Annotated in this window: 16 protein-coding genes; 13 read left to right on the forward strand and 3 right to left on the reverse strand. The window is 49.2% G+C overall.

The annotated features are described in order from the left end of the window. Positions 1–28: 28 nt before the first annotated feature. From B9Y58_RS09280 to B9Y58_RS14920, 10 genes are all read left to right on the forward strand, one after another. Complete coding sequence (locus tag B9Y58_RS09280) at positions 29–1,474, forward strand: class I SAM-dependent DNA methyltransferase (protein WP_073055580.1); 1,446 nt, start codon at positions 29–31, stop codon at positions 1,472–1,474. Between the two features lie 121 nt (positions 1,475–1,595). Continuing rightward, on the forward strand, positions 1,596–2,753 hold the full coding sequence (locus B9Y58_RS09285) for a restriction endonuclease subunit S (RefSeq protein ID WP_073055579.1): 1,158 nt from the start codon (positions 1,596–1,598) through the stop codon (positions 2,751–2,753). A 1-nt stretch (position 2,754) separates the two neighbouring features. Beyond that, a complete protein-coding gene (locus tag B9Y58_RS09290; protein ID WP_073055578.1) occupies positions 2,755–3,102 on the forward strand; it encodes a hypothetical protein in 348 nt (115 codons plus the stop codon). A gap of 24 nt (positions 3,103–3,126) precedes the next feature. Continuing rightward, entirely contained in the window at positions 3,127–3,480 is a 354-nt protein-coding gene (locus B9Y58_RS09295) for a hypothetical protein (RefSeq protein WP_073055576.1), read from the forward strand. Between the two features lie 41 nt (positions 3,481–3,521). Next, complete coding sequence (gene hsdR / locus B9Y58_RS09300; RefSeq protein WP_073055574.1) at positions 3,522–5,867, forward strand: EcoAI/FtnUII family type I restriction enzme subunit R; 2,346 nt, start codon at positions 3,522–3,524, stop codon at positions 5,865–5,867. 204 nt (positions 5,868–6,071) lie between these two features. Continuing rightward, on the forward strand, positions 6,072–7,082 hold the full coding sequence (locus B9Y58_RS09305; protein ID WP_073055572.1) for a PDDEXK nuclease domain-containing protein: 1,011 nt from the start codon (positions 6,072–6,074) through the stop codon (positions 7,080–7,082). A 140-nt stretch (positions 7,083–7,222) separates the two neighbouring features. After that, complete coding sequence (locus B9Y58_RS09310) at positions 7,223–7,762, forward strand: flavodoxin family protein (RefSeq protein WP_072977139.1); 540 nt, start codon at positions 7,223–7,225, stop codon at positions 7,760–7,762. Positions 7,763–7,885: 123 nt separating this feature from the next. After that, positions 7,886–9,040, forward strand: a complete 1,155-nt coding sequence (locus B9Y58_RS09315; protein WP_109639734.1) for an alpha/beta hydrolase — start codon at positions 7,886–7,888, stop codon at positions 9,038–9,040. Between the two features lie 188 nt (positions 9,041–9,228). Then, positions 9,229–10,347 carry an AAA family ATPase gene (locus tag B9Y58_RS09320; protein ID WP_073055570.1) on the forward strand — a complete coding sequence of 373 codons (1,119 nt, stop codon included), beginning with the start codon at positions 9,229–9,231 and terminating at the stop codon, positions 10,345–10,347. Between the two features lie 2 nt (positions 10,348–10,349). Then, positions 10,350–11,594, forward strand: a complete 1,245-nt coding sequence (locus tag B9Y58_RS14920; RefSeq protein WP_073055569.1) for a YecA family protein — start codon at positions 10,350–10,352, stop codon at positions 11,592–11,594. Between the two features lie 72 nt (positions 11,595–11,666). Here the strand turns inward: B9Y58_RS14920 and B9Y58_RS09330 are convergent, their stop codons facing one another. Continuing rightward, entirely contained in the window at positions 11,667–12,332 is a 666-nt protein-coding gene (locus B9Y58_RS09330; protein ID WP_073055567.1) for an MmcQ/YjbR family DNA-binding protein, read from the reverse strand. A gap of 31 nt (positions 12,333–12,363) precedes the next feature. Next, positions 12,364–12,867, reverse strand: a complete 504-nt coding sequence (locus B9Y58_RS09335) for a DUF2798 domain-containing protein (RefSeq protein ID WP_073055565.1) — start codon at positions 12,865–12,867, stop codon at positions 12,364–12,366. 265 nt (positions 12,868–13,132) lie between these two features. On the opposite strand from B9Y58_RS09335, the gene B9Y58_RS09345 reads away from it, so the two are divergent. Beyond that, a complete protein-coding gene (locus B9Y58_RS09345) occupies positions 13,133–14,296 on the forward strand; it encodes a Bcr/CflA family efflux MFS transporter (protein WP_073055562.1) in 1,164 nt (387 codons plus the stop codon). A gap of 33 nt (positions 14,297–14,329) precedes the next feature. On the opposite strand, the gene B9Y58_RS09350 is transcribed toward B9Y58_RS09345, so the two are convergent. Beyond that, positions 14,330–16,885: a heavy metal translocating P-type ATPase gene (locus B9Y58_RS09350; protein WP_073055560.1), complete on the reverse strand. Its 2,556-nt coding sequence runs from the start codon at positions 16,883–16,885 to the stop codon at positions 14,330–14,332. 151 nt (positions 16,886–17,036) lie between these two features. On the opposite strand from B9Y58_RS09350, the gene B9Y58_RS09355 reads away from it, so the two are divergent. Together B9Y58_RS09355 and B9Y58_RS09360 are read left to right on the forward strand one after the other, a co-directional pair. Further along, a complete protein-coding gene (locus tag B9Y58_RS09355; RefSeq protein WP_083532273.1) occupies positions 17,037–17,411 on the forward strand; it encodes an ArsR/SmtB family transcription factor in 375 nt (124 codons plus the stop codon). A 37-nt stretch (positions 17,412–17,448) separates the two neighbouring features. Beyond that, positions 17,449–17,667: a heavy-metal-associated domain-containing protein gene (locus B9Y58_RS09360; protein ID WP_073055558.1), complete on the forward strand. Its 219-nt coding sequence runs from the start codon at positions 17,449–17,451 to the stop codon at positions 17,665–17,667. Positions 17,668–17,670 lie beyond the last annotated feature (3 nt).

Below are 17,670 nucleotides of genomic sequence, written 5' to 3' on the forward strand. Positions count from 1 at the left end.
AGTATAAGGGCTAGCAAATGAGGCCCTTATGTTTGAGCAGACTTTTAACAATATCGATGACATCCTCTGGAAAGAGGGTGGTTGCAGCAACGAACTGGATTACGTGGAGCAGACCTCGTGGGTCCTGTTCCTCAAGTACTTGGACAACCTCGAAGCCGAGCGCGAAGAAGAAGCCGAACTCAAGGGCGAAACCTACGAACGGATTATCGAAAAGAAGTTCCGCTGGAACACCTGGGCCGCCCCGAAAACAAAGAATGGCGAACCTGACCACGCCAAGGCTCTCACCGGCGACGACCTCACGGATTTCGTGAACAACAAGCTGTTCCCTTACCTCAAAAAGTTTAAGGAAACCGCCACCACGCCGCAATCGCTGGAATACAAGATTGGCGAAATCTTCGGTGAACTCCGCAACAAAATAACGAGCGGCTACAACCTCCGCGAAATCCTGTGGTATGCCGACGCGCTGAGTTTCCAGAGTAGCGAAGACAAGCACGAGATGAGCCACCTGTACGAAGACAAAATCCGCAGGATGGGCAACGCAGGCCGTAACGGGGGCGAATACTACACGCCGCGTCCGCTTATCCGCACCATCGTCCGCATCATCGACCCGAAAATCGGCGAGACCGTGCTTGACCCGGCTTGCGGAAGTGCAGGGTTCCTTTGCGAAGCCTACGCCTACATGAAGCAAAAAGTCAAGAGTGTTGCCGACAGGGAAACCTTGCAGAAGAAAACCTTCTATGGACAAGAGAAAAAAGGCCTTGCTTACATCATCGGCATCATGAACATGATTTTGCACGGCGTGAACGCCCCGAACATTTTGCACACGAATACCTTGTCCGAAAACATGGCGAACGTGGAACAGAAAATGCGGAAAGACGTCATTATCGCGAACCCGCCCTTCGGTGGCAAGGAACGCGCCGAGGTCCAGCAGAATTTTCCCATCAAGACAAGCGAAACTGCCTACCTCTTTATGCAGTATTTTGTCAAGCTGCTCAAGGCGGGCGGCCGCGCGGGCATCGTCATCAAGAACACCTTCCTTTCGAACACCGACAACGCGTCGGTCATGTTGCGCAAGGAACTCCTGGAAAACTGCGACCTGCACACGATTCTCGATTTGCCAAGCGGCGTGTTTACAGGAGCAGGCGTAAAGACCGTGGTGCTCTTCTTCGAAAAGGGGCGCCCCACCGAAAAAATCTGGTACTACCAGCCGGACTTTGGCCGCAACCTGGGCAAGACGAACCCGCTTACCGAAGATGACCTTGCGGAATTCGTGAAGTTGCAGAAGAAAAAGACTGACAGCGAAAAATCGTGGACCGTGAACGTCAAGGATTTGAACCCCGAAACATATGATCTCTCGGTGAAAAATCCCAACAAGAAAACCGAAGTCGAACTCCGCGACGCCAAAACCATCATCAAGGAAATGCAGAGTTTAGACGAAGAAAACAGGAAAATCCTCGCCAAATTGTCGATATGAGAACTTTGTCATTCTGGAGCGTAGCGATAGAATCCAAAGCGTTAAACAACGTGTCACCCTGAGTCCCGGAACAAGTCCGGGATAAACAAAGTCGAATGGGTCTAAGCAACCGGAGAATGTTATGAGCAAATGGGAATGGAAAGAATTTGAAGATTGTATAGAACGTGTCAAGTATACGACAAAAATCCCTAGCAAAGATTACTTGCAAGAGGGCGAATTCCCTATTGTGTCACAAGAAGATTGTTTGATTTCTGGATATTGGAACGATAGAATTGATTTGTTCAAAGTAACAAAGCCGATTGTAATTTTTGGAGACCATACAAAGGTTTTGAAATATATTGACTTTGATTTTGTTCTTGGCGCAGATGGTGTGAAAATCTTATGCCCGAAAGATTATCTTAATGCTCACTTTTTCTTCTATTTTCTAAAAAGTGTGAACTTTGATAATTTAGGATACGCCCGTCATTACAGATTATTAAAAGAATTGTCAGTTCCCATTCCCCCTCTTTCGGAACAGAAACGCATAGTCAAATTCCTTGACGAAGAATTCTCAAAAATAGAAACGCTCAAAACAAACGCCGAAACTAACCTCAAAAACGCCAAGGAACTATTCGAAACCACCCTTGAAAAAGAACTTAACCCACTATCACGTCATTCTGAGCGTAGCGAAGAATCCTGTGCAGAATTGCCCTCCGGCTGGGAATGGAAAAAAATGAGAGATGTGTGTGATGTCCGAGATGGAACTCATGATTCTCCCAAATACCATAAAGAGGGGTATCCTTTAGTTACTTCAAAAAATTTGAAGAATGGTTTGATTGATGTTGATAATGTGAAATATATCTCAAAAGAAGATTATGAGGCTATCAATAAGCGGAGTAAAGTTTGTGTTGGTGATATTTTATTCGCTATGATAGGAACAATTGGAAATGCGGTCCTTGTGTCGGAAGAACCTTGTTATGCTATAAAAAATGTTGCTCTTTTCAAAAAATCAACATTGATTAATCCGAAATTTTTACAGTATATTCTTAATTCATCATTTATTCTTGAAAAAATGCAACAAGAGGCTAAAGGAACAACCCAACGTTTTGTTGGTTTGGATTACTTAAGATCTTTCCAAATTCCTCTTCCCCCTCTTTCCGTCCAAAAAGAAATTGTTGCTCGCCTAGATAAACTTTCCGAAAACGTCAAGCGCCTCGAAGCGAACTACAAGCAAATCATCGCCAACTGCGACGAACTCAAAAAAACAATCCTCAAACAAACCTTCCAAGGAGGTAACTGATATGGAGATAGAAGATGTATTCCTAATCCTTTTTGCCGTATTCATTATATGGAGTATTTGGGGCATTAGGAAAGTCAACAAAGTTCAGGATGATTTCGATCGAATCCTTGAAAAAATAGCCGAATTAAAAAATTATGCAGAAATCACTCAACGTGAACATCGCAAGCAGTTTCTTGATTTTATGATAAAAATTCGTTCTGTATCAAACGATGCGCTTTTGCCCAAGGTGATAAAGGATGAAGAACAATTCTTTGATCAAGTTGAATGCAGCTGTGATAATCTGACGCAAAAAATTGCATTGATATGCATAAATCACCCTTCAATTAAACATTTATATCAAGAAAAATAACATCAAACCAAGGAGAAACCAATCATGGAAGGAACAACCATTCTTATTATTGTCTTAGCGGTCTCTGTCGTTATAGGCATAGTGCTCTTTATAGTAAATAAACAACAAAATATCAAAAATGTTCAAGGTGAATTTCAGGAAATCTTCCTGTATATCAAAAAAATTGAAGAAGATATTGAAACTAACCGAAAAAATATTAGAGAGTCTCTTGTGAATGCTGCGGTAAATGTTCAGGCGAATGCTGAACTGACTGAACAACTGTCTTCAATTCTGAATAAAATAGAAGAGGATAGTGATAAGGCTTTGGCGGTTAATAAGGAACTGCATGAATTGGTCTCCAAAGTGTATTATAGACATCCGACTTTGAAAAATACCTAGTTGATAAAGTTCCCTAACCTCTAACCACTGCCCACTAGATTATGAACGAGTCCGATACCAGAAGAAAGAAGATTGACCCCAAGCTGAAAGAAGCCTTATGGGAAGTGACGCCGGACAGCGCCATTTATACGGAGCAGTCCGCTTATGAGATTGCGCCGGGGCGAATCGGCCATGCTGAACGCAACCCCAAGAAAATCGACTACCTTCTGGTTTATAAGGGAATCAAGATTGCCATTGTCGAGGCGAAAAAGGATGAACTCGATGTAAGCGAGGGTGTGCCGCAAGCCAAGGAATATGCGGAACGCATGAACATCCGCTTCACGTATTCCTGCAACGGCGATAAAATCTGGGCAATCGACATGCAGACGGGTGAGGAAGGCTTTATCGATGCATTCCCGACACCGCAGGAACTCTGGGAACGACTTTATCCTGAAAACAATCCGCTCCGCGACAAGCTGAATGCAGTTCCGTTCAACAGGGATGGCGGCAAGTCTCCCCGCTACTATCAGGAAATCGCCGTCAATAACGTCATGGATGCCATTTCCCGAAAGCAGGACCGTATCTTGCTCACGCTTGCTACGGGAACGGGCAAAACCTATATCGCCTTCCAAATCTGCTGGAAAATCTTCAAGGCGAAATGGAATGTCGATGGAACGGAACGCTTGCCGCGCATCTTGTTCCTTGCCGACCGCAATATCCTCTCGAATCAGGCCCTCAATGATTTCGGACAATTTGACGAAAATGCCATGTGTCGCATTACGCCGGAATCCATTGCCAAGGCAAAAGGGGTGCCGAAGGGCCCGAGCATCTATTTCAGTATTTTCCAGACGATGATGACCTCGTTGAATGGAAAATTCGTTTATGAAAATTACCCCGAAGATTTTTTTGATCTTGTCATCATCGATGAATGCCATCGCGGTGCCGCCAATGACGAAAGCCGCTGGCGTGATATCCTCGATTATTTCCAACGGGCGTATCACTTGGGCCTGACGGCAACTCCCAAGAAAAAGGAAAATGCCAATACTTACGAGTATTTCGGAAAGCCCGTCTATGTCTATTCGCTGAAGCAGGGAATTGAAGACGGCTTCTTGACGCCATACCGCGTCCGGATTTCTTCTAGCAATATTGATACTTATGTTTATGAATCTGATGACGATGTGGAAAGCGGCGAAGTAGATCCGAATAAGATTTACACCGAAGATGATTTTTATCATGGCAACATCAAGATTCGCGACCGTGATGAATTTAGGGTAGAAGAATTCCTGAAACAGATTGATCCCGACGAAAAAACGATTGTGTTCGGTGCGACTCAGGCTCATGCCGCTATTCTTCGCGACATGATAAACCAGCATTCGCGCAAACCCAACGTGAATTACTGCAAGCGAGTCACCAGTGACGATGGCGACAAGGGTGAAGCCGATTTGAAGACATTCCAGGACAACGAAAAACTGTTGCCCACGATTCTCACGACATCGCAAAAGCTTTCGACCGGTGTAGATGCCAAGAACGTCCGCAACATCGTGCTGATGCGGCCAGTGAACAACATCATCGAATTCAAGCAGATTATCGGTCGCGGTACAAGACTTTTCGACGGAAAGTATTTCTTCACGATTTACGATTTCGTTGGTGCGAGCAGGAACTTTAGCGACCCCGAGTGGGATGGCGAACCGATTGTAGATACGCCGGAACCGCCCGATGGTGGAAAACCTGATGGAGGCGACGGCTCTAGCGGCGGGCCACGCAAACCGAAACCCTGCAAAATCTGCGGCAATCTTCCGTGCACATGCGACGCAAACATGAAAGAAAAAAATTGCGTTGAAATTAAACTTTCTGATGGGCATATTTTGCGCTTGCGTGCCCAGTGGCAAGAAAAATTTATGTTCGATGGCGAACTCATAACGCTCGAACAGTTTATCAAAATCCTCTTCGGCAAGATTCCGGAGTTCTTCAAGGATAGTAAGGATTTGCGAGCCCGCTGGTCTGATCCCACAACCCGCGAAGCGTTGCTGCAGAACTTGAGCGACAACGGATTCAGCAAAGAAAGGCTCCGCCAAGTGCAGGCCTTGACGCAGAACGAAAAATGCGACCTGCTCGATGTGCTGGAACTCATCGCTTACAACAAAAGCCCCATGGAACGCGCTGAAAGAGTCCGCCTGATGCACGAAGAAATCCTGAACGAAATAACCGAAAAGCAAGTTCCCTTCATGGAATTTGTCTTGCAGCAGTATGTGGAAAACGGAGTCGATGAACTCTCGCTGAACCAGTTGCCCGAACTCGTCAAACTCAAGTACGGCACCATCAAGGACGCCTGCGATAAAATGGGCGTGACCGGCAAGGATTTGAAGAAGCTCTTTACCGATTTTCAGAAAACGTTGTACGTAGCGTAGACTTTTGAAATACAAATAACCTGTCTCGTTATGTAAAATTTTGTTATACCCCTTGCCAACTTTGGTAGATTTTGATACATTACCGCTGAACGCATCTCGCTGTTTTAAGGCGAGGTGCGTTTTTGCGTTAAATCGGTTTATCGGTTTTGCAAGAACGCCTCAAACGTTAACAAGCCGTTTTTTTTGCGGCTAAATGGAGGCTATATGGCTAAAAAAGTGGCTAATCATAGGGAAGACGCTCTTTATTCTCAAATTGCGTCGATTCTCGAACAGAACCGTAAGTCTGTTGCTGTTGCCGTTAATACGGCGATGGTACGCACGTATTACGAAATCGGCCGTTCGATTGTCGAAAACGAGCAGAAGGGTAGCGTCCGCGCGGAATACGGAAAGGAAGTCCTCAAAAATCTTTCTGCCAGACTTACCACGAATTATGGCAAGGGATTTTCGCAGAGAAACCTGGAGCAAATGCGTCAGTTTTTCTTGATTTACTCCAAGGAGATTTCGCAGACAGTGTCTGCGGAATTCACCCTCGGCTACTCCCATTACTTGTTTCTGATGCGTATTGATAATCCCAACGAACGGAAATTCTACGAAATTGAGGCAAAAAACTCGAATTGGAGCCTGCGGGAACTCAAAAGGCAGTTCGATTCCGCGCTTTATGAACGGCTCGCTGTAAGCAAGGATAAGGAGTCGGTGAGGGAACTGTCTAAAAAAGGGTGTATCGTGGAGTCTCCGGCGGACATTGTCAAGGATCCCTACATTTTGGAATTCTTGGGACTGCCGGAACAGTCCGAATATTCGGAAACCGAACTGGAAAGCAAGCTCATCGACAAGTTGGAGTCTTTTTTGCTTGAACTGGGAAAGGGGTATACTTTCGTGGGGCGGCAGTCGCGGATTACGCTGGACGAAAAGCATTTCTTTGTGGACCTGGTTCTTTACAACAGGCTGCTGCAGTGCTTTGTGTTGGTGGATCTGAAGATTGGCGAACTCACGCATCAGGATTTGGGCCAAATGCAGATGTATGTGCACTACTATGACCGCTTTGTAAAGCTTCCGCACGAAAATAACACTATCGGCATCGTTCTTTGCAAGAAAAAGTCGGACTCCCTTGTAGAAATCACTTTGCCCGAAGGCAATTCGCAGATTTTTGCCAGCAAGTATCAAACAGTGTTACCCAACAAGGAACAGCTGATAGAATTGATCGAAGAGAAGTAGATGCTAAAAAATGCCCCGCCTTTTTATGCTATTTAAATCTATGCCTTACAAGCATATCTAGTTATTAAAACAAAGTATTTGCAATATCTGAAAAATGAAGGTATATTTGAACATGTAAAGACTTCAACCGAGAGGAACCTATGAAAAAAGTATTGGTCTTGTCCAGCAGCTTGCGCAAGGGGAGCAACTCCGAAACCCTGGCGCAGGAGTTCGCGAAGGGTGCCGCCGAGGCGGGCAACAAGGTGGAATTCGAGTCGCTACGCGGCAAGAAGATCGGTTTTTGCATGGGCTGCCTCGCTTGCCAGAAGAAGGGCAAATGCGTCATCAAGGACGACGCTCCCGCCATCACCAAGAAGATGGAATCGGCGGACGTCATCGTATTCGCAACACCGATTTACTATTACGAGATGAGCGGCCAGCTCAAGACGATGCTCGACCGCGCGAATTCCCTCTATTCCAGCGATTACAAGTTCCGCGAGATTTACCTGCTCACTTCTGCCGCCGACACCGACGCGAAGGCCATGAACATCGCGAAGCGCGGCATTGGCGGGTGGATTGCCTGTTTCGACGGCGTGAAGCTCAAGGGCGCCCTCTGCGCTACGGGTGCTGAAAGCGCAGGCGACGTCAAGAAGAATTCCGCGCTCCTGAAAAAGGCGTTCGCCATGGGAAAGAAAGTTTAACAATAAAGTCATTCTCGCAAAGGCGAAATTGCAGTTCGTCATTCTCGCGAAGGCGAGAATCTTAAGATGTCCGCCTGCGCGGACATGACAAGAAGAGTTGAATTTTTAAATAGGAGATAAATCATGAAATCCAGATTCTTTAAAGCGGCGCTTGCCGTGGCTTCCGCATGCACCCTGATGGCATGCACCCCCGCAACAGAAACTGCTCCTGCAGCACAACAGACAAAGGAAGAAAATATGAACAAGCTCACGCTCACCGCCGAATGGGATAAGGTATTCCCCAAGAGCGACAAGGTCGAACATTCCAAGGTCACTTTCAAGAACCACTTTGGCATTGAACTCGCCGCCGACATGTTCGTGCCCAAGGACACGAGCCTCAAGGTGAACGGCAAGTTCCCCGCCATCGCAATCTCGGGCCCGTTCGGTGCCGTCAAGGAACAGTCCAGCGGCCTATACGCCCAGCAGATGGCGGAACGCGGATTCCTGACCATCGCATTCGACCCGAGCTTCACCGGCGAATCGGGCGGCGAGCCGCGCTACATGAACAGCCCGGACATCAACACCGAAGACTTCATGGCGTCCGTGGACTTTCTCTCGACCCGCGACAACGTTGACCCGGAACGAATCGGCATCATCGGCATTTGCGGCTGGGGCGGCATGGCGATTAATGCTGCCGGCATCGATACCCGTGTAAAGGCGACGGTTGCATCCACCATGTACGACATGAGCCGCGTATCCGCAAATGGCTACTTCGATGCGGCAAACAACGCCGACGCCCGCAACGAGGCCCGAAAGGCTTTGATGGCCCAGCGCACCAAGGATTTCAAAAACGGCACCTACGACCTGGCCGGCGGCGTGGTGGACCCGCTCCCGGACGACGCACCTTACTTTGTCAAGGATTACTACGCCTACTACAAGACCCCCCGCGGCTACCACAAGCGATCCCTCAACAGCAACAAGGGCTGGGCCGCCTCCGCAGGCACTTCGCTCATGAACACCAAGCTCCTCGCGTACGCTGACGAAATCCGTAACCCGGTGCTCATCATCCACGGCGAAAAGGCCCACAGCCGCTACTTCGGCGAAGGCGCATTCGAAAAGATGACCGGCAAGAAGGCGGACGTTCCCGCAAAACTCGACGCCACCAAGAACTGGAGCAAGACCGTCGGCAACAAGGAACTCCTCGTTATCCCCGGAGCCTCCCACGTGGACCTCTACGACAACCTGGAAAAAATCCCCTTCGAAAAGCTGAACGAATTCTTCAAGGCGAACTTGAAGTAAGCAAAAGACACAAAACCGCGACGATTCTCGCTGCTGTCCAAGGTCACAAATTGTGACCTTGGTTGCTTTTTGTTGAATTTAAGCCAAACGCTTGGTACACAACCTTGTGGACCACAACTTTGTGTACTTTTTGGTGCACAACATTGTGTACCGATGAAAAATAATGTATATTATCGGCGGAGGTTCCCATGAACGACGCTTTTATATATGGTTATGCGGTTGAGGGCGAAAACTTTACGGATCGCGAAGCTGAGACCAAAAGGCTCAAGGCGAATTTTGAGCACGGGGTAAACACCTTGCTTATCTCTAATCGTCGTATCGGCAAGACATCTCTGGTTCGCCATGTCGGCCGCTTGGTGAATCCGAAAAAGGCCACAGTCGTCTATTTGGACATTTTTGACTGTCGCAGCGAATACGATTTCTACAATAAACTTGCGACCGCAGTTTTGCAGCAGACTTCGTCAAAGATTGATTCTATCCTGCAAAATGCGAAGAATTTTTTGAGCCGGGTTTCGCCTAAAATCAGCATGGGGCCGGATCCGACGTCTGAGTTTTCGCTTTCGCTGGGTATCACTCCGAAGGAAAACGCTCCCGAGCAAATTTTGGAATTGGCCGAAAATATTGCGAAAAAGCAAAAGAAACGCATCGTTGTTTGCATCGACGAGTTTCAACAGATTGGCGAGTTTCCGGATTCGCTCTCTGTCCAGAAACGGCTTCGCGGTGCATGGCAGTTGCAGCATAACGTTTCGTATTGTCTTTTTGGCAGCAAAAAGCACCTGCTCACAAACATCTTCCAGAACAAGAGCATGCCATTCTATCAGTTTGGCGACGCGATTTACCTGGGTGTCATTTCTACCGAAAATTGGGTTCCCTTTATCTGCGATAAGTTCAAGAAGCATGGACTTCGTATCGACAAGGAACAGGCTTCAAGAATTTGTGGCGAAGTGGAAAATTATTCTTCTTACGTACAACAGCTTGCATGGTTGGTTATGCTGCACACGGAACGCGAAGTTACTTCTGAAATAATTGATACCGCCGTGAATGAACTTATCGCCCAGAATGCGGCGCTCTTTATGCAGCAGACGGAGGGGCTTTCCAGTTACCAGATGAACATGCTCCGGGCGATTGCCGCGGGAATTCATAACGGTTTCCTGTCGCAGGAGGTGCTGGAGACTTATCGCCTCGGGACTAAATCGAATATTCCCCGAATAAAGAAGGCCCTGATAGACCGAGATATAGTAGAACAGCGCGAAACTGGTCTCTATATCAGCGACCCCATATTCAACAAGTGGTTTAAAAGGTTTTAAAAATGAACATCAATTCTCTGCCGAAAGACTACCGTAGCCGTTTACTCCGTGAAACGAACTGCATCCACAAAGAACCGATTCCGTCTAAGACTCTTGCAAAACTTCTGAATGCTTGCCCAAAGGATTCCGTCCAGGATATTCATTTCTGCACGACGCCGGAACTAGAAAAAGACGAGGTTTGCGAAGAACAATTGCGCAAGGCCGAGTACATCGAAATCCTTAAAAAGCGAATTCCAGAAATATTTAAAAGTTTTGTCAAGTATTCCGGTGAATTTGAATATTCGCTGTTCTTGGACCTTATGTTTGATGAATACGCGGGTGAGTCTCCCTTCAAGGAAATGTTCCCGGAAGGTTATCCAACAAAATTCAATTTTCTGAACATCGACGAACGCGTGTTCAAGTTCGTGGAACAGAATTTGTCTATTGGGTTTATGTTCCTTTTCGGAACGGATGAAGACAACTTGACATTGGTTGTTCCTGAGGAATTTATTGAAATTGTGGATGGAACAAAACGGTCTATGGCTGGGTTCCATGACTATTGCAAGGTTTACGCCAACCTTTATGGCATTTGCGATCCCGAAACGGTTATCAGCAAGTGGAATGTGAATCATAGCGATAACCCTCTGACAAAGAGTCAAGGAATTGCGGCAATCAACGAGTGCAGCTTGTTTACCCGCTATTTTACGAACTATGGAGTATGCCTTTGCAACTGGAGTGTCGAAACCCCCGTTGTGATGGATAACATTATTGAAAGTCGTAAACACCATCGTCCATATAGACCGACCAGCGAAGAATTTAACGATTGGCTTGACTATACGGATGATATCAATGAAAATCTTGCGGAATTCAAAACCATCCGCGAACACTTTAAAAAGCATTCGGATAATCCCGCCGCAGCAGAATTTGATGCGTTGTGCCTCCTGGATGATTTGCGCATAGGGCTGGAACATCCTACTGCAATTATTGAAAGGTATCGTTTGCAAATCGGTTTTACCCGCATTGATATGGACAAGATTACGCCTATTATCAGTGCTATTATGGAACTCAACAATAAGGCTAGGCTTTGGGTTACTTACGGAAACACTTCGAATGAATTGTCTCCATCTCAAAAAAGTGACTTTGGAATGCGAGATTTGAAACAGAATCCTTCTGTTGATCGATCGATGCCGAAAGTGGGGCGCAATGATCCTTGCCCTTGCGGTAGTGGCCTCAAGTACAAGAAATGCTGCGGAAAAATGGTGAATTAGGGTTTGTTGAAACTTATTTTACTGGGATTTGGTTTATTGGCGGCTGTTTTTGTGCTGAAATGACATTATTTTTCACGCCAGCGTATAGCTTTTATCCAGCAATTTCTTGATTTCGGTTAGCGGCACGGTCCCGTCAAGGATGACCGTTACCCAGCTTTTCTTGTTCATGTGGTATGCGGGGAGGTAGCCGGGCTTTTTCAGGAGTTCCGGCAATTCCTTCGGGACTATCTTGAAGTTCGCCACTTCGATAATCTCGTCGCCCTTGAGGCCAACTTTTGATTTTTCGACAGTCCCCAACAGGCAATACCATTTCTTGTTTTCGTGTTTGCGGATGGCGGCGAATTGCGGAAACCGTTCCCACAGATATTCGGGCTTGTCTCCGTATTTTTGCTCCGCGTAGCCAATCAGGTCGTTCGCTGATTTCCTTTTGAAAATCTGCGTCTCGAAACATTCGCTAATGAATTTATCCGTAATGGCAGAAACTTCTTTGCGGATGCGGCCCACGAGGGCCCCCTGCACTGACAGCACCGAAAACAGTAGATATTCTTCACCGGAATCGTTATCGAATACCTTGACCGAAACTTTCTTGCCCCGTCCCACTCTGATTTCCAGACGGAATTGTCCGCCAAGTATTTCGCGGACGAGCGCATAGTTTGCCCCTTCCTTCGTGAATCCGAAAGGAATGAGCTTTTTTACAAGGAGTTTCTTGCCGTTGAATTGTTCGTCGATGCCTGTCACAAACGAAAAGATAGATAAAATTATTTACGGCTCAGTTAGAAACAGCGACTTCCCGGCGGGCGTCGCGGTACTTGTGCAAGCCTAGCATCACGCGGCGGGCAATCGGCTGCGCGATCAAGATTTCTACCGCGAGCGAAATGGCAAAGTTGCGAGGCCACTTGTAAAAGAAGTTTACCAGCGGCTCCATTGTGATTTCGCGGTTTCCGACCCAGGTACCTACAATCGTCAAGATGATGGACATCAGGAAAACCGTGCACATGATGTTGAGTGTAATCACCGCATGGAAACTGTCGCCTTTCTGCGTAAGCCTTGAAGTCAGGAATGCAGCGGGCTTGTACGTGACAAGCACCGTCGCGATGACGCACGGCCAGAGTATCGGCATAATCGGGAATACGTGCGCCCAGCTTTCCATGCTAAAACCCATCTCGAAACAGGTGATGAGCGGCGCGATGATGTTCATCGAGATAATCGAAAGCGTCACGAGAAAAAGGGTGAATTCGCGTTTGCCGCGCGGGAGTTTCATGTAAAAGTCCATTTTAACCTCTTTTGTTGCGGGCCCTGCGCAATAAAAAAGGCGCAAAACCCTGATGTTTGAGTTTCACGCTGAACCATTATACGCAATGAAATTTCGTGCCCATAAATAAAAATTTTTTTTGCCTTTGTCAAGAACTTGCCAACGGAAAAATTTTTTCCTAAATTCGCTTGCGAAATCAACGTGTAGCGGTCCCGCATAAGTCCAGTTGTCCGGCTTTGCGGGCTTTTTTTATGGCGATTCTGCATGGTTTCGCCAAGAGGAATTTATGAGCGGAAAACAGAAATTCACTTTCCTTATGCTGTTGCTAGGCTTGCTTTCGGCGTTCGGCCCCTTCGTGACTGACCTTTACTTGCCGGCCCTCCCGAGCCTTGCCGATTACTTTGCGGCAAGCCCCTCGATGGCGCAGTTGAGCCTCACCATGAGCATGCTCGGGCTTTCGGTGGGGCAACTCTTTGTAGGCCCACTGAGCGACAAGTATGGCCGCAAAAAGTTGTTGCTAGTTTGTCTGTTGCTTTTTGTTTGCGGGACTGTCGCCTGCATTGTTGCGCCGAACATCGTAACCTTCAACGTGTTTCGTTTGTTGCAGGGCATGGCGGCATCCGGCGGCATCGTGATTGCCCGTTCCATTTCGGCGGATTCCTACCGTGGTCCCGTCCTCACCAAGTTCCTTGCCATGGTGAGCGCAGTGAACGGAGTCGCCCCGATTGTAGCCCCCGTGCTGGGCGGATTCTTGCTGAATTTCATGAGCTGGAAAGGGACTTTCGCGGTGTTGCTCCTGTATGGTGCTCTGTTGCTCTTTATGTCAGGGAAATTTCAGGAATCGCTCCCTGTAAAACGCCGCAGCAAAAAGTCTGTCTTGGCAAGTTTTAGCTTGTACGCAAAAGTGTTCAAGAACCGCACCTACGTATTGTATTTTCTGGTATGCACGTTCCCAATGATTATCTTGTTCGGGTATATCGCGTCTTCGCCGTTTATCTACCAAAAAATCTACGGCCTTTCGCCTGTCGGCTTTAGTCTGTGCTTTGCGCTGAATGCCGTTTTCACGGCCATCGGTTGCGCCTTGTCGGGTAAAGTCGGCAGCGAATTCAAGGCCCTGAAAATCGCGGGCGCGGGGATGCTCGTTTTCGCGATTGCCGTTGCTGCCGCCCTCATGACGCACGCTTTACTCCCGCTTCTGCAAGTCGCCTTCATGGGGCTTACGTTCATGTTCGGCATGAGCCAGCCTCCGGCAACGGCCTTGGCATTGAACGCTGAGCGTACAAATGCAGGTACCGCTGCAGCGGCCATCGGGGCATCAGGCTTCTTGATGGGCGGAATCGTCTCTCCGCTGGTGGGCATGGGCGACATCGCCACAAGTGCATCAATCGTGCTTCTCGTGGGCGCGGTGTTGACACTTATTTCGATTTCGGCAATGGCCTTTCGACGTTAATCTTTGAATGTCTCGCCATCAACCGACGATGTATTACCCGATAAACTCGTAGCCCGCTTCCTTTACGGCTTCGGCGATGGTCGAATCGGGAATCTCGCGGGAGAATTTCACCAGCAGTTCGCCTTTCTTGTGGTTTGCCGCGGCGCTTTCCACGCCGTCGATGGATTCTACCGCCTTCTTGACGGAGGCTTCGCAATGGGGGCACATCATGCCCTCGACCTTGAACTTCTTTTGCATCGTTTTTCCTTTAGCCGGTACGGCCTTTGTTTTAAATAAATTAAGTCTTAGGGCGTTAGTCACCACGCAGAAGCTGGAAAGGCTCATGGCGAATGCCGCGAAGGTGGCGTTCAGCGTCCAGCCGAACGGGTGGTAGAAGCAACCTGCCGCAAGGGGTATTCCGACGACATTGTAGATAAACGCCCAGAACAGGTTCTCGTGGATGTTGCGGATGGTCCGCCGGCTGAGCCTTATGGCGGTTACCACGTCCCACAGGGAATTCTTGACCAGCACCACGTCGGCGGCATCCAATGCTACGTCGGAACCCGCTCCGATAGCAAAGCCCACATGGGCGCGGGTCAAGGCCGGAGCGTCGTTGATGCCGTCACCAACCATGGCGACTGTAGAATTTTCCATGAGTTCCCGGATCACGTCGTCTTTCCCTTGCGGGAGCACTCCCGCGAAAACCCGGTCGATGCCCGCCTGCCGGGCGATTTCGTTTGCCGTCAGTTCGTTGTCGCCCGTGAGCATGCACACCTTGAGCCCCATGGACTTGAGTTCTCCGATGGCAAGGCGGGAGTCGCTCCGCACGCTATCGGCAACGGTAATGGTCCCGAGGAGCTTGGAAGTGCCGTTTTCAAGGGATAGCGCAAAAAGTAGGGGAGTCTCGCCCCTCGCAGACGATTCACGAATTTTGCTTTCGACAGCTTCGAAAATCTGGATGTGCTCCCGTACAAAGCGCAAGGAGCCTCCCAGGAGCACCTGCCTTTCGGTGCCCGAAGCTAGGGTGGCTTTCAGTCCGAAACCGGGGAGTACCTCGAAACTTTCGGGCACCACGGAACCGGAAATGTCCGCAATCCAGGCCTGTAGCGACTGTCCTGATTTTTCCGATTCCCGCCTTGCCTGCTCCGTAACGGCTTTTGCCAGGGGGTGTTCGCTTCGCGATTCCAGCGCCGAGGCGTAGCGTAGCAGTTCGCTTTCGCTTACGCCATCTTCTGGGAGAACGCCGACAACGGCAGGAGTGCCGCTGGTGATGGTCCCTGTCTTGTCCAGGACGACGGTGCTTACGCGGCCGACCGTTTCTAGTGCCGCCGATGTCTTGAAGAGGATTCCGTGCCGGGCGCCCACCCCGTTTGCCACCATGATGGCCACGGGAGTCGCAAGTCCCAGCGCGCAGGGGCAGCTAATGACCAGCACAGCAATTCCCCTTGCAAGCGCAAAGCCCGTCTCCGCTCCTACCAGGAGCCACACTAGGGTCGCGACGGCTGCAATGGCGATAACCACGGGCACGAATATGCCTGCAACCTTGTCTGCAATTTTAGATATGGGCGCCTTGGTTGCGGAGGCGTCGCTCACCATCCGGATAATTTGGGAAAGCGTGGTGTCTTCGCCTACGCGGGTGGCGCGGCATTCCAGGAAACCCGACCGGTTGACCGTCGCCGAGGCCACCTTGTCGCCTGCAGCCTTGTCAACGGGGATGCTTTCGCCGGTAAGGGCGGATTCGTCTACGGCGGAGGCTCCCTTGAGCACGATTCCGTCGACAGGAACCGATGACCCGGGCTTTACCACAAACACGTCACCTACCTGCACCTGGTCTATGGGGACCAATTTTTCTTGACCGTCCACCAGGAGTGTCGCCGTCTTGGGGGCGAGATCCATAAGCGCCTTGAGGGCGTTTGTGGTGCGGCCCTTGGATATGGCCTCCAGGAGTTTCCCGACGGTAATCAGGGTGACGATGGTTGCCGCCCCCTCGAAAAAGAACTTGTCCATGAAGGCCTTTGCTGCGTCCGAGCCGCCGATCAGCTGGGCCCGCGACATCGCGAAAAGCACCGCGAGGCTGTACAGGTACGACACTCCCGCCCCCAGGGCCACGAGGGAATCCATGTTGGGAGCGCGGTTTATGATTCCTCGGGCACCGTTTACAAAGAATTTCTGGTTGATGACCAGCACCACCGTCGTAAGCGCGAGCTGCAACAGGGCCATGGCCACGTGGTTCGGCTCCGGTTCCAGGAACCAGCGCGGCAAGGGAAAGTCAAACGACATGTGCCCCATGCTGAAATATAGCAGGGGGAGCAAGAACAGGAGCGACCAGACGAGCCTATTCTTGAGCACCGGGAGTTCCTTGTCTTCGAGCCTATCACGTCCCATTTCGGCAGGACTTTCCGTACCGGGAGCCGTAAGGGGTTCGGCACCGTAGCCGGCGGCCTCCACGGCCTTGATAATGTCGTCGCCAGGCACCGGACCTTCTACGACCATCGAATGGGTGAGCAGGTTCACGTCGCAGCGTTCTACCCCGGGCAGCGCCTTAACAGCGCGCTTCACCCGTGCGACGCAGGCGGCGCAGCTCATACCCGTTACATTGTATCTGTCCATAACAATCTCCAAAAAAAAATATAAAAAAAGCCAAATCCCTTGACATGCTCCTCTGCTTTTTCTACATTAAAAGTTGAACAATTGTTCAACTGTTGGAAATTTAAACGGCTTCAAAAAGTCAAAAAAGGACCCGAACGGTCCAGAGGCGAATATGACTGGAAAAGTGGAAAACGATATTGAATTGGAAGGCTCCGACTGCACCTGCATCCACGACGACGTGGTGAAGGCCGTGCGCCCACGCATCCCCGAAGACGAACTCCTGATGGACATCGCGGATATCTTCAAGATTTTCAGCGACTTTACCCGCGTAAAAATTCTTTGCGCCCTGATGAACGCCGAAATGTGCGTAAGCGACATCTCTGTGCTGCTTTCCATGACCAAGTCCTCCATTTCGCACCAGCTGCGCATACTGAAGCACTCGAACCTGGTGAAGTTCCGCAAGGAGGGGAGCGTGGTGTACTACTCCCTTGCCGACGAACACGTGAAGACCATATTCAACCAGGGCATGGAACACGTTCTGGAATAAAGAAAAAGTTTAACAAATAAAGTAAGGAAACATCATCATGAAAAAGAAATTCAAGCTCGAAGACCTCGACTGTGCAAACTGTGCCGCCAAGATGGAAGCCGCCATCAAGAAGATTGACGGCGTGATAGATGCGTCGGTGAACTTCATGACGCAGAAGTTTACGCTGGAAGCCCCGGATGACCGTTTTGATGCCATCTTTGCAGAGGCCAAGGCCATCTGCGCCAAGGTGGAACCCGACTGCAGAATCCTGGGCTAGAAA

Origin of the sequence: Fibrobacter sp. UWB15 (assembly GCF_900177705.1) — a bacterium.
Lineage (GTDB): Bacteria > Fibrobacterota > Fibrobacteria > Fibrobacterales > Fibrobacteraceae > Fibrobacter.